This is a genomic window from Pseudomonas sp. M30-35 (assembly GCF_002163625.1).
Classification (GTDB): Bacteria; Pseudomonadota; Gammaproteobacteria; order Pseudomonadales; family Pseudomonadaceae; genus Aquipseudomonas.
Genome location: NZ_CP020892.1, coordinates 409,342 through 421,629 on the forward strand (window position 1 = coordinate 409,342; position 12,288 = coordinate 421,629).

At 56.0% G+C, this 12,288-nt stretch carries 12 protein-coding genes; 1 reads left to right on the forward strand and 11 read right to left on the reverse strand.

The annotated features are described in order from the left end of the window. Positions 1-16: 16 nt before the first annotated feature. The 3 genes from B9K09_RS01815 to B9K09_RS01825 form a co-directional block, all read right to left on the reverse strand. A complete protein-coding gene (locus tag B9K09_RS01815; RefSeq protein WP_087515245.1) occupies positions 17-1,411 on the reverse strand; it encodes a GTPase/DUF3482 domain-containing protein in 1,395 nt (464 codons plus the stop codon). After that, on the reverse strand, positions 1,404-2,798 hold the full coding sequence (locus tag B9K09_RS01820) for a DUF2868 domain-containing protein (protein WP_087515246.1): 1,395 nt from the start codon (positions 2,796-2,798) through the stop codon (positions 1,404-1,406). The genes B9K09_RS01815 and B9K09_RS01820 overlap by 8 nt, the downstream gene beginning before the upstream one ends. Before the next feature lie 68 nt (positions 2,799-2,866). Next, positions 2,867-4,000 (reverse strand): glycerophosphodiester phosphodiesterase, encoded by a 1,134-nt coding sequence (locus B9K09_RS01825; protein ID WP_087515247.1) that lies wholly within the window; start codon positions 3,998-4,000, stop codon positions 2,867-2,869. Positions 4,001-4,165: 165 nt separating this feature from the next. Between B9K09_RS01825 and B9K09_RS01830 the strand changes: the two genes are divergently transcribed. Next, positions 4,166-4,678 (forward strand): dihydrofolate reductase, encoded by a 513-nt coding sequence (locus B9K09_RS01830; protein WP_087515248.1) that lies wholly within the window; start codon positions 4,166-4,168, stop codon positions 4,676-4,678. Between the two features lie 73 nt (positions 4,679-4,751). Here the strand turns inward: B9K09_RS01830 and B9K09_RS01835 are convergent, their stop codons facing one another. The 8 genes from B9K09_RS01835 to B9K09_RS01870 form a co-directional block, all read right to left on the reverse strand. Continuing rightward, positions 4,752-5,075, reverse strand: coding sequence for a DUF3392 domain-containing protein (locus B9K09_RS01835; protein ID WP_087515249.1), 324 nt, complete (start codon positions 5,073-5,075; stop codon positions 4,752-4,754). 37 nt (positions 5,076-5,112) lie between these two features. Beyond that, positions 5,113-6,315, reverse strand: a complete 1,203-nt coding sequence (gene hemW, locus B9K09_RS01840) for a radical SAM family heme chaperone HemW (protein ID WP_256574182.1) — start codon at positions 6,313-6,315, stop codon at positions 5,113-5,115. Then, on the reverse strand, positions 6,312-6,905 hold the full coding sequence (gene rdgB / locus B9K09_RS01845) for an RdgB/HAM1 family non-canonical purine NTP pyrophosphatase (RefSeq protein WP_177408625.1): 594 nt from the start codon (positions 6,903-6,905) through the stop codon (positions 6,312-6,314). Before rdgB ends, hemW begins: the two co-directional genes overlap by 4 nt. Then, on the reverse strand, positions 6,902-7,321 hold the full coding sequence (locus tag B9K09_RS01850) for a DUF4426 domain-containing protein (protein ID WP_087515250.1): 420 nt from the start codon (positions 7,319-7,321) through the stop codon (positions 6,902-6,904). Before B9K09_RS01850 ends, rdgB begins: the two co-directional genes overlap by 4 nt. A gap of 32 nt (positions 7,322-7,353) precedes the next feature. Then, entirely contained in the window at positions 7,354-7,974 is a 621-nt protein-coding gene (metW, locus tag B9K09_RS01855; RefSeq protein WP_087515251.1) for a methionine biosynthesis protein MetW, read from the reverse strand. A gap of 7 nt (positions 7,975-7,981) precedes the next feature. After that, positions 7,982-9,121: a homoserine O-acetyltransferase gene (locus B9K09_RS01860; RefSeq protein WP_087515252.1), complete on the reverse strand. Its 1,140-nt coding sequence runs from the start codon at positions 9,119-9,121 to the stop codon at positions 7,982-7,984. Between the two features lie 163 nt (positions 9,122-9,284). Beyond that, positions 9,285-11,267, reverse strand: coding sequence for a dynamin-like GTPase family protein (locus tag B9K09_RS01865; RefSeq protein ID WP_087515253.1), 1,983 nt, complete (start codon positions 11,265-11,267; stop codon positions 9,285-9,287). 424 nt (positions 11,268-11,691) lie between these two features. Beyond that, complete coding sequence (locus B9K09_RS01870) at positions 11,692-12,282, reverse strand: YggT family protein (RefSeq protein WP_087515254.1); 591 nt, start codon at positions 12,280-12,282, stop codon at positions 11,692-11,694. Between the last annotated feature and the right edge of the window lie 6 nt (positions 12,283-12,288).

The window sequence follows — 12,288 nt, forward strand, 5'->3', positions numbered from 1 at the left end:
GCTGTTTGACGGGGCGTCAGCCTTTGCTGATGCGCTGGCTAAGCAGCTCTTGGGTCAGTGCCTCAACTCTTTCGCGGCGCTCGCTGCTGCTGCGCCAGTTGCGACTATCAATGCTAGACCATTGTGGGTAGGCGCGGGCATCACGCAGTGCTTCGGGTAGCTTGCCTTGGCGCCATCTGCTGTCTTGCGGTGCTGCGAGTGTGATTGCTTCCATTGCCGCATGGCCGCGTTCATTCAGTGCGCTCAGCAGCAATTGCTGGCGTAGGGCCAAAAGCCGCAGCACGGCATCATCAACCGTTAACTCGCGCTCACCTTTGAGCTTGCTTTTGAGGCGTTCGCCATAGCCGCGCAAGGTCTGTGCGCTACCGCCCAGCAGCGCGCCCAGCGCAGCGGCAGCGCCAAGGGTTACGCCGCCAACCAGTAAGTCAATTCCGGCGCCAGTCGCCGCACCTGCAGCCATGCCGCCACCGACTTTGATTCCGAGTTGCTTGAGGGTTTGCGGGTTGAACAAGTCATCGCCCCAACGCCCATCGAGCAGCGGTAGGTCTTCAGCCTTGGCGTCATTTTTGCGGAAGGCATAGAGCTTTAGCAGGTCTTCAACGCAGCGTTGTTCGCGCTTGCAAATGTTCTCACGCAGCGAATTGATCGCCGCTTTTTCGAGCGTTGGCTCCGCTGCAACGCTGCGCCTGTAAGCAGCGCAATCAATCAGTAAGTCAGCAATTAATTGCACGCCCGCTTGTTCGCGAGCTTCGCGCTGGGCTTGGTGATCGTTGATCAAGCGTTGCAGTTGCGGCGCGGCTTTTTCCAGTAATAGGCCCAGGCTTTCATACAACCGTTGCTCACCATCAACCGGCGGCGCGACGCTGTCAAAACGCACCAAGGCATGCAAGCCGATACGTGCCAGCGCTTCACGCCACTCAGCTTCGCGGTGCGCAGTGCTGGCGACAAAATTCAGCACCGGTAGGAGCGGCCGTCCGCACATGCTCAATATTTCGAGTTCATCGCGGTATTTGGCCAGTACCGGCTCGCGCGCATCAATCACATACAGACCGGCGTCGGAGGCTTGAAGCTGGCGCAGCACTTTAGCTTCTTGCTCGAAGCGCTGATGCGCCTCGCTACTTTGCAGAAACCGCTCTAAACGTGCCGGGCCATCAAGTCGCTCACCGGGGTGGTCAAGCCGTTCTAGATAGTCGAGCAGGGCGATTGCGTCTTCCAGTCCCGGCGTGTCGTAAAGCTCCAGCAGTGCTTCACCCTCAACCGACAAGCGCGCGCCTTCAACGTGACGCGTGGTGCTGTGGTGATGCGATACCTCGCCAAAGCCAACGTCACGAGTCAGGGTACGCAGCAGTGAGGTTTTGCCGACATTGGTGTGGCCGACGACGGCCAGTCGCAGCGGCTTATTATTAGTCATGGCCGCTCTCCAGCCAAGTTAACGGCGCAGAGTCGCTGTGTGTCAGTTGCAAGGCGTCGAGTGCCTTGTGCCAGTCGCTTAAGCGATTGCCATCGAGTGTCTCGTCGGTCGGCGGTGGAAGCAGCCAGATGCGTGTAGTGCCCGCGCAGCGGCTCAGTTCGCCGAGCAAACCCAAGGCGCCGCGGTCGGGCGAGCGGCGTGGATCACAGGCAATCAGCAGGCGTGCAGGCGGAAACCGCGTCAGTTGTTCAAGCAAGCGTTGGCGTTGTTCCCGGGTGTCGATAACCCCAGCATCACGCACGCTTTTAGGCAGTTTGGTCGGTGGCCATTGGCGTTGCGCATCCAGCTCAATCGCCATCAACACCGCTTCTTCGCCAGGATTCGCGTTGTAACCTGTGGCGGGTTGATGCAGCACATCCGGTGCACTGTCATTCACCCCAATGCGTTCACTGCTCGGTTGCAGGCGTTCACGCAGCAGGCTGTAGCCGGGCAGACTGGTGTCGAGCTTAAGTGCGGCGCGACCTTTGCTCCAAAGTAGCCAGCAGACGAGTGTCAGCACTAAGCGTGGAATGATGCCGTAAACCAGCAACACGCCAACCAGCCAGCCAGCCCAGCTCTGCCTTGCAGCCTCGCTGAGAATGACATTGTCGCCGCTGATGCGGATTAGCTCGGCATCCGGCAAGCTAAAGCCAAACAGTGCTGGCAGAGCACCGATGCTTTGCGTCACTGCGGTAAAGGTTTCGCCACTGAGAATGGTGCTTTCCCAGACAAAGCCATAGCGTCGAGTGGCCAGTAGCAGCAACATGCTCAGCAGTGTGCTGAGCAGCGCGACCAGCCAGAAACCGTTGCTCATAATCCCTAACGCCCAGCGGCTGAGGCGCTGGCGTTGCAGCAGGATCAGTAATGCAGGTGCCAGTTGTGCGACTTGCGCATCGCGTGCCAGTTTCTCACTGAGCCACAACCACAAACGGCCCAGGGCGCCCGCGCTTTCTCCAGTAAAAAAAAGTCCTAACAGCCAACCGATCAGCATCAACAGGTTAAGCCCAAGCATGCTGCCGAGTGCCCAGAACACGTTGACCGGGCGCAGGCCGTCACCGAGAGCAGCCACACTCAAACCGATACCGCTGAATACGGCTAATACCAGCATGGCCAGGAATGCCAAACGTGAACCTTGGCGCCAATGGCTCAAGGCTTGGAGCTGTCCGTCGCGCTCGGCCAACAGTAATGCACGGTGTTGCAGCCGCTCAACAAAGTCGCCGCCCGCCACTTGCACACGGCGATTGGTTTCGCTGTCTTCAAGCGGCCCGGTGTGCTCTTCGCGCAAGCGGATGGTCTCGGTGAGCCAGAGCTTTTGCAGTTTGCTAAGCGTATTGGAAGCTGCAGTCACGCGGTATCTCATCTCAGGATTGAGTGCTGAGCATAACCGCTGGACGCTGTTTCAACTACGTCATCAGATTATTTACGCAGGCTTCTGACCTTAACTGCAACGTCTGGCTGGTCGCTGAACAGGCCGTCGATACCCGCGTCGAGGAAGATATTTATTTCCTGCTCAATATCGCCACGGGCTTGCGGGTCATCACCTTTGCGCAGATTGACTGGCAGAAAACTGTTTTCAGCGCGAAAGGTATAAGGGTGAACTTTCAGCTTGGCGGCGTGGGCGTCGGCGACAAAGCGTGTGGTGTTGGCCGGGTCGAGAGCGCCATTGCTGTCCAGAGGAATAATTGCGCTTTTGTGTGGGCCAACGCCGACGGCGTATTCGGCAACTTGCTTGAAACCTTGTGGGGTGGCCATTTGCGCGTAGGTCAACGAGCTACCGCTGAGGCTTTGATCAAAGGGTTGGCCTTCGCCGTACAGTTGAATCAGGCGGATTTCACTGTCACGGCTCAGCTGCTTGAGGTTGTTGACCTCGAACGACTGGATATAAACCGGTGCCTTGGCGCTATCCAGGCCATTGTCCTTGAGAATTTTCAGCAGCGGCTTTTCCATGCTCAAGCCTTGCTGCTGAAAATAGCTGGGGTGCTTGGTTTCTATGTACAGGCCAATCTGTCGCTGTTGGCTGCGTTGTAGATCTTTACTCAGGTCAATGATTTCCTGCAGCGTTGGGATCTGCATGCTGCCATTGAGGCGCGCGTTGCCGGGGCGAACATCAGGGATTCGCTCAATCGCGCGCAGGGTTTTTAATTCAGCCAGGGTGAAGTCCTCGCTAAACCAGCCATTGAGGGTGACCCCGTCGATACTTTTACTGCGTTTGCGCTCGGCAAACTCCGGGTGATCCGCCACGTTTGTGGTTAAGCCCAGTTCATTGTCATGCCGTGCCACTAACTGACCGTCTTTGGTCATCACCAGATCGGGTTCGATATAGTCGGCGCCCAAGGTCACAGCCAGCGCGTAAGCACCGAGTGTGTGCTCTGGCACATAACCGCTGGCGCCACGGTGGCCGATGATCAACGGATAAGGCTGCGCTTTGGCAGCGTGCTCTTGGCCCGGCGACTCAGACGCTGCGGTCGCCATAAAGGGCAAGCAAAGCAGACAGGCTAAAGCGCCCAGGCGAGAGCGGTGGTCAGCGAATAGATTGTTGAGTGCAGGCATGCGCGTCGTCCTTGTGCGAGAGGCAAACTGAAAGGATAGTCTGCAATGGGTTTGCTGACCTTTTGTTACAGCGCTTTGAATCAGTGGTTTTAACTGAGCTTAAGTCATGGTGGACAAGCTGCGCGTTGTCGCACCCTACACCCAAGCTTTGCTATGCTCGCCCGCATGAAAAATACTCTCCCTCTCTGTCTGATTGCGGCGCTCGCGGATAACCGCGTGATTGGCCTCGATAACCAAATGCCTTGGCACTTGCCGGCGGACCTTAAGCACTTCAAAGCGCTGACGCTGGGTAAGCCGATCATCATGGGGCGCAAAACCTGGGAATCACTCGGCCGGCCCTTGCCTGGGCGGCTGAATCTTGTGGTCAGCCGTCAAACCGATTTGCAACTGGATGGCGCAGAAGTCTTTGCTTCTCTGGATGACGCTGTCACCCGCGCAGAGGCATGGGCACGTGAACAGGGTGTGACCGAGTTGATGCTGATTGGCGGCGCGCAGCTGTATGCGCAAGGGCTTGAGCACGCACAACGGTTGTACCTGACGCGGATTAACCTGAGCCCAGAGGGTGATGCGTGGTTTCCTGAGTTTGATGCCGCCGCATGGCAACTGGCCTCAAGCGAAGCGCACGAAGCCACTGAAACAACCCCGCCTTACGTATTTGAAAGCTGGCAGCGCCCTTAAACGCATCAGCGAAAACTGCGGTGCAGTAGGGTGGGTGGCGCTTTTCCATCCACCCTTGAAAGCAATGCTGTGCCTAGCTGCGATCAGCCAAAACGCCGATCAAGAAGAACACCAGCAACAATACTGGCGCCAGGGTGTAGTTGTTGAACTGGCCGAGGCCTGCGCTGAGATAGGGCGTCAGGAATACGATTGCCAAGCCGTACACCACGGCACATACGACGACGAAGATAATGGTGCGAAAAACAAAGTTAAGGCCGCCAATGCTGCGCTGAACCCAGGCGTTGATGCCTGGGCCGAAGAGTACGAACAAGGTCGCCATGATCGCCAGCGAGATATCGTATAAGTGGCTGCGGCTCCAGCGTGACAATGTGGCGGTTAGGTCAAGTAGCAGGTCCATGCGGTGTCCTTAGAGCAAAGGGCTCATCAACTGCCTATCAAGGCAAAAACTGTTGCAGTAAGTCGTTTAGAAACAACTGACCCTCTGCTGTCGCAGTCAGGCGATCAGGATTGTTTTCAAGTAGACCGCGTTGCTGCGCCTGTTTACGAGCCTCGCTCAGCAGGCTGAGCGGCAGGCCGGTGCGTTGGCTGAACAGCTCGCTGGCAGCACCCTCGGTGAGGCGCAATACATTCATTAAAAACTCGAACGGCAGTTCATCCTGCCCGAGAACACGCTCGCCTGCACTAAAGCGCTTGTTAGGGTCGAGGTAGTCTTTGGGCAGACGGGTTTTCCAAGTACGCCGGATAATGCCATCAGGGCTGCTGAGTTTGCCGTGAGCGCCCGCACCAATCCCGATGAAATCGCCGAAGCTCCAGTAATTCAGATTATGCCGCGCTACTTTGCCTGGCTGGGCATAAGCAGAGACTTCATATTGTGCATAGCCATGTTCGGCAAGCAGCGCCTGGCCCGCTTCCTGAATATCCCAAAGGGTATCGTCTTCGGGCAGAGTTGGCGGTTGGTTCCAGAACACCGTATTGGGTTCGAGCGTCAGTTGATACCAGGACAAATGGGTCGGTCGTTGCGCAATTGCAGTGCGCAGATCAGCCAGCGCATCGTCAATGGATTGATCCGGCAAGCCGTGCATCAGGTCGAGGTTGAAGTTGTCAAAACCTGCTGCGCGAGCCATATCGGCAGCACGCACGGCTTCGTCGCCATCGTGAATCCGGCCAAGGGCTTGCAATTTCGCCGACTGAAAACTTTGCACGCCGATTGATAGCCGGTTGATTCCCAGCTTGCGGTAGGCAGAAAACTTGGCTTGTTCAAAGGTGCCGGGGTTGGCTTCGAGGGTGATCTCAATGTCGTCGGCAAACTTGATACGCTGCTCAACGCCTGCGAGCAGACGCCCAAGTGCCTTGGCTGAAAACAGGCTTGGAGTGCCGCCACCAAAGAAGATCGATGTCAGTTCGCGCTCATGCACAGCCGGTAAGTCTGCATCGAGGTCAGCCAGCAAGGCATCAACGTATTCTTCTTCTGGCAAGGTTGGCGCCGCAGCATGCGAGTTGAAATCGCAATATGGACACTTTTTAACGCACCAGGGAATGTGGATATACAGCGCCAGCGGCGGCAATACGAAGCCTTCAACCACATGGTGAACGCGGTCAGTGGCGATGGTTGCGTCTGCGCTCGAGGTTGCTGTCATAGGCCCAGCCGCTGTTTGAACAACGCCATGGCGCGCGCCCGGTGGCTGAGTTGGTTCTTCTCGGCTGGAGTTAACTCAGCGCTGGAACAGTCGCGCTCAGGCACCCAGAACAATGGGTCGTAACCAAAACCATGGGCACCTTGCGCTACGGGCAGGATACGCCCGTGCCACAGCCCTTCACAGATGATCGGCAGTGGGTCATCGGCGTGGCGAACCAAGGCCAGGCAGCAAACAAACTGGGCACCACGTTGCTCGGGGGCGACATCTTTAAGCGCTTCCAGCAGTTTGGCGTTGTTCGCCGCATCACCTTGGCCATCTGCGTAGCGCGCCGAGTAAATACCGGGCGCGCCGCCGAGGTAATCCACAGCCAGGCCAGAGTCATCGGCGAGAGCTGGCAAGCCGGAGACCCGCGCGGCATTGCGCGCCTTGAGAATTGCGTTCTCGACGAACGACAAGCCAGTCTCTTCGGGTTCGACGTTGCTGAACTCGCCAACTGAGCGCACGCGAATTGAGTCGCCAAGCATGGCTTGGAGTTCTTTGAGTTTGCCAGCGTTATGGCTGGCGAGTACCAGTTCAGTAAGTTGAATCATTCGTCTGGGAAAAATTCCTGGTTGAATTCGAAGCTATGCGCCTTGCCATCGCCAGCGGTGACATTAATGGTGAAGCGCAATACTTCACGCTGTTCGAAAGGGAACTGCGCAAGATAATAAATGGCGCCCGGCTCGCTGACTTGCTTAAAGTTAAGCGGGTAGTCTTTGCCCAGCAGATTCTTCACCGAACCGCTGACATTAGCGTTGCTGGCTTTGCCGCCTTTAAGCACGGCAATATTGACCACGCCTTGAGTTTTGCTACGCACTAAACCATTGGCTGCGGCGATATTTGGCTGCAAAAAGCCCGAGTTAAAAGCGTTGTAGTGAACGTCCATGTCACCGTATGTCTGCTTGCGTTCAGCGAAGGCTGGTAAGCTCAGGCACAGAGCCATAAGTAATACGACGAGGCGGCGCATAAGAGTGTCTCCTGTAAAAAAGTCAGCGGGGTTCAGTCGTTGCTGCCCGGGTTCATGGCGCTGTAACCACTGACACGATAGATGCCTATCTCACCTAATAGGTTAGGCAAGATTTTGCTGGCCCAACCATGCCGGTGGTCGCGGTCAACGGCAAGGCGTTGAAGAATGGTCGCTTGCTGGTCCAGGCACAGGCGCTCGAAGTCTTCAAATGTACAGAAGTGAATGTTCGGCGTGTTGTACCAGGTGTACGGCAAGAAGTCGGAAACCGGCATCCGGCCTTTGCTGGCGAGGTACCAGCGGCAGCGCCAGTGGCCAAAGTTTGGAAAGGTGATGATGCAGGTTTTGCCGACGCGGAGCATTTCCTTGAGGATTCGATCCGGGAAATGCACAGCTTGCAGCGCTTGGGTCATGACCACGACGTCGAAACTGGCGTCGGCAAAGTTTCCCAGACCTTTGTCGAGGTCTTGCTCGATGACATTGACGCCTTTATTGACGCACTCGGCAATGTTGTCCGGGTCGATTTCCAGGCCGTAACCAAAAACCTGCTTGTTATCGCGTAGCCAGGCCAGCAACTCGCCGTTACCGCAACCCAGATCGAGTACGCGGCTGCCTGCGGGAATCCAGTCTTGGATAATGTCCAGATCGGCTCTCATGCCTGCCTCACAGAGTAATTCGATTCATATAGCTGCTAAATGCCTGCAGATAACGCGGGATCGGGATCAAGAACGCATCGTGACCTTGCGGCGCGTCAACCTCCAGATAGCAAACGTTTTTGCGAGCGGAGGTCAGCGCATCAACGATCTCGCGTGAGCGTTCCGGCGAGAAGCGCCAGTCGGTGGTGAATGAGATCACGCAGAAGTCTGCTTGCGCCGTCGCCAATGTTCGCGCGAGGTCGCCATCATTCGCCGCCGCTGGATCAAAGTAGTCGAGCGCTTTGGTCATGAGCAGGTAGGTGTTGGCGTCAAAGCGTCCGGAAAATTCCTCGCCTTGATAGCGCAGGTAGCTTTCGACCTGAAACTCGACGCTGTGGAAGTCGTAATTGAGTTTTTCACTCTTTAAGCCGCGCCCGAATTTCTCGCCCATGGCGTCATCAGACAAATAAGTGATGTGTCCAACCATGCGCGCGAGCATCAGACCGCGCTTAGGGATAACGCCCTGTTCTTGGAAGTGGCCGCCATGAAATTCTGGGTCGGTCAGAATGGCCTGACGCGCAACCTCATTGAAGGCGATGTTCTGCGCTGACAGTTTCGGTGCCGAGGCAATGGCAACGCAATGCCGCACGCGCTGTGGATAACTGATTGTCCACTGCATGGCCTGCATACCGCCCAAGCTGCCGCCAACGACCGCTGCCCACTGCTCGATACCGAGTGCATCTGCCAGTCGGGCTTGGCTGTGCACCCAGCATTCGACGGTCATCACCGGGAAATCAGCGCCAAATGGCTTGCCGGTCTCCGGATTGATGCTCGAGGGGCCGGTAGAACCGTTACAGCCACCAAGGTTATTCAGGCTGACGACAAAGAAACGGTTGGTATCAATAGCTTTGCCTGGGCCGATACAGCTGTCCCACCAACCGGGTTTGCGGTCTTCAGCGCTGTGATAGCCCGCAGCATGGTGATGGCCGGACAGTGCATGGCAAATCAATACGGCGTTACTGCGCGCAGCGTTCAGTTCGCCGTAGGTTTCATAAACCAGGTCATAGTTGGCAAGGGTTCGCCCGGAAGCCAGTGATAACGGCTCGGCAAAATGCAGTACTTGGGGTGTCACCAAGCCAACAGAATCTTGTGGAAAGGCAGTCGACATCGACCCTGCTCGCAAAGTTGAGAGTTGAAAAAGAAAGTCATGCAGTCTAAAGAGCGCCGCCCCATGCGGCAAGCGATGGGGCGGCGCGATGAGCTTTTGAGTAAAGCCCGGATACAAAGTGGAGGCGCGGTTTGGGGCCGCGCCGATCAGTGGGCGCCGGAGATTATTCGGTGCCGCTCATGCTGCGAGCAGCTACTGGCAGGTTCACAACCTTGTTATGACGCTTGATTGGCGCCGGGCGGCGCAAGTTACGCAACATTTCCGCCGCTTCACTCAACTGTGCACTCAGGTCTTCGTGATAGAGCGCCAATTGCCGGGTGCGCTGACGGGTTTGTTGGGTTTCTTGGGCCAGTGCCTTGAGTCGCAACATATGTGTTTCAAGTAGCTGCTTGTGCTCTAGCGTGTGCTGCATCAGCGGCATCAAGGCATCGTTGGTCCATTGATCGGCATCTTGGCGCAGGCGTTGGTGCATGCCGACGACTTCTTGCGCAAGGGTGGCAAAGAAGCGTTTAGCCAGGCTTTTTTGCTCGGTCAGCAGGGACTTCAATTGCAAGCGGAACTGATCAGCCTTGATTTGCAGCTGCTTGAGTTCGCGCGCATAGCGTTCAACATTGAACTGCGGTGCATCAACGCCATTGAGCGGGTTTTCTTCGTTATGCCTGCGGTAAACCGCGGCGACCATGGTATTGGCGGTTTCCGCTTCATAGCCAAGGTTGTGCAGATCGTTTTTGATCGAGCTAAAGAAATGCACGATTGCTTGATTGATACCCACGGTTGTCCAGCAACTGGTGAGTTCTTTACGGGCGCGCGCCATGTGTATTTCGAGTTGCTCGGGGCGCACCGCAGCGCGGAGCATATCGCCTTGGCGTTTGAGTAGCCGCTGATTGGTTTTCAGGCCCAGCAAGCGCTTGTGGTGCTGGCTGTGATCTTCTTTGGTCTTGGCCGTCAGCTCAAAAAGCATCTGACCGTTATCTTGCTGATGCGTATTAAGCAGGACCTGCTGCTGACTAACTTGCTCAAGGCGCACGTTCAGGACGTGCTGACTGTTTTGTACTAAGCCGAGCACCTGATTCACCACATGATCTTCGATCAAGCGTTCTTTTTGGCTGACGATGCGCTCGCAGAGCAGTGTTTCCAGACTGTGCATTTGGCTGCGTGCCAGCAGGTCCGGGTCTTTGCGCACTTTCGCCAAAAGCGCCTGCTTAGCCGAAAGCGGCAGCACGTCGTCTGGTTTAACCCCAAGTTGTTTGGCGGTGAGGGTCTGGATCTGACGGATGCTATTCTGCACGAACGTCTCGCCAGCCAAATCATCCCAAAGCACGTCAATCTTATTCAGTACGGCAAATAAACTGGCGTGGCTTTCTTCTTCAAGCGGATGAATATGCTGCTGCCAGGCGGCCATATCGCTTGCGGTCACGCCGGTGTCGGCAGACAGCAAGAACAGGATCGCCTGCGCGCTCGGCAGCATTGAGAGTGTCAGCTCAGGTTCGCAGCCCAGTGCGTTAAGGCCAGGGGTGTCGAGAATGCGTAAGCCTTGGCGCAGCAGTGGATGGTCGAAATTGACCAAGGCATGGCGCCAGGCAGGAACCATGACAATGCCAGGTTTGCCGCTGTTTTCCAGCGAGTCTGGGTGGAAGCCCAATTGGATCGCGTCTTCAACCTTCATCGGTTTGGTTTTCGATACTTGGGTGAAGGCTTCAATCATGTTATCTGGATGACTGATATCCAGCGGAATATTTATCCAATGCTGGGGCGCGCGCTTGAACTGGGCAACGCTGGCCTCAGAGGTGCGGGTTTCAATCGGCAGCAGACGGATATACGAACGCTCGGAGCGTGGGTCGAAGAACAACTCCGTCGGGCACATCGTAGTGCGCCCGGCATGCGATGGCAGCATGCGCTGGCCATAAGAAGAGAAGAACAAGCTGTTGATTAGCTCGGTTTTACCGCGCGAGAACTCGCCAACGAACGCCAGCGTGATGTGATCTGTGCGCAAAACCCGTAGTGCCCGCTCAAGCTTGGCTGTGACGGTGTCTGAGCTTAATCGATTAGCTTCCAGCCAACTCCGATAGCGCACGATTTCACGCATTAACTCACGCTTCCACGTGACATAGGCGTCAATCTGCTGGGTGAGACGTTCCATGCTCATCAAACCTTTCCTTTCACGAATTCACACATCGTGTGCGTCTTGCACGGGGGTATTTAGGCTCCGCTTATAAACCATAATGGCTCTATTTGGGCGGAAGCTGGGACGTCTCTGAACCGTTGTGTGAGAGCCGTCTCATTCGCGTTAGATAACTGTGCTGATGGCATTATGCTCAGCTGGTTCGGCTCGTCAATTGTCCTTGTCGCTAAACGGTAGCGTCAGCTGACCAAATGGCTTGAATGCGGCGCTTTAAGAGGCGTGATACGGGCAGGATTTGCTGGCATGTAGCATTTTGTGACGGGCGTGAATAGGTTGCCTGGCAAAGTTGTAGGCAGGAATCTTCAACAGATTGGGCATGGCTGGATTGAAGGTAGCTTTGTCGTGGCTAGGCGAGGGTCAGCTCCCCGTCCAGCCACGGCTAAAGTTATTAGATCGCGAGGCTGAGGCCCGAGAGCATGCCGGTATAAACGGCCAGGTTGCGGATCACCAGCATGTCGATCAGGTTGAGTACCAAAAATGCCAGGATCGGCGACAGGTCGAGACCACCAAGGTTTGGCAGGATGCGCCGAAACGGAACCAGCAACGGTTCACAGATCTGATTGACTAGCTCAACCGCAGGGTTGTGGCTGCCTTGTGCGACCCAGGACAGGATCACACTGATGATCAAGGTGAAGAAGAATACCTTGAGGAACAATGCAGTGACGCCAATGATCGACCAAATCAGCACCAGCAGCGGAGCGCCAAAGCCATAACCCATGAGCATCAGGGTTAGCTCCATCAGCACAAACTGGACGATCAGCGCGAGGATTAGCGAGGACGTGTCGAGCCCGAAAATGCTCGGTATGAGTTTGCGCATCGGTTTCAACAATGGCTGAGTCGCGCGCACGATAAACTGGCTAAGCGGGTTATAGAAGTCAGCGCGGACCAATTGCAGGATGAATCGCAGCAGTACAATCAACAAGTAGAAACTGCCGATAGTTTGCAGGATGTAGACGCCTGCAGTGTTCAGACCAATCATTATTTG

Excerpts from the sequence above, each read along its gene's own strand:
- B9K09_RS01830 (WP_087515248.1), top strand. The coding sequence starts at position 4,166 with ATGAAAAATACTCTCCCTCTCTGTCTGATTGCGGCGCTCGCGGATAAC.
- rdgB (WP_177408625.1), bottom strand. The coding sequence starts at position 6,905 with ATGATTCAACTTACTGAACTGGTACTCGCCAGCCATAACGCTGGCAAA.
- B9K09_RS01865 (WP_087515253.1), bottom strand. The coding sequence starts at position 11,267 with ATGAGCATGGAACGTCTCACCCAGCAGATTGACGCCTATGTCACGTGG.
- metW (WP_087515251.1), bottom strand. The coding sequence starts at position 7,974 with ATGAGAGCCGATCTGGACATTATCCAAGACTGGATTCCCGCAGGCAGC.
- B9K09_RS01850 (WP_087515250.1), bottom strand. The coding sequence starts at position 7,321 with ATGCGCCGCCTCGTCGTATTACTTATGGCTCTGTGCCTGAGCTTACCA.
- hemW (WP_256574182.1), bottom strand. The coding sequence starts at position 6,315 with ATGACAGCAACCTCGAGCGCAGACGCAACCATCGCCACTGACCGCGTT.
- B9K09_RS01815 (WP_087515245.1), bottom strand. The coding sequence starts at position 1,411 with ATGACTAATAATAAGCCGCTGCGACTGGCCGTCGTCGGCCACACCAAT.
- B9K09_RS01825 (WP_087515247.1), bottom strand. The coding sequence starts at position 4,000 with ATGCCTGCACTCAACAATCTATTCGCTGACCACCGCTCTCGCCTGGGC.
- B9K09_RS01860 (WP_087515252.1), bottom strand. The coding sequence starts at position 9,121 with ATGTCGACTGCCTTTCCACAAGATTCTGTTGGCTTGGTGACACCCCAA.
- B9K09_RS01870 (WP_087515254.1), bottom strand. The coding sequence starts at position 12,282 with ATGATTGGTCTGAACACTGCAGGCGTCTACATCCTGCAAACTATCGGC.
- B9K09_RS01835 (WP_087515249.1), bottom strand. The coding sequence starts at position 5,075 with ATGGACCTGCTACTTGACCTAACCGCCACATTGTCACGCTGGAGCCGC.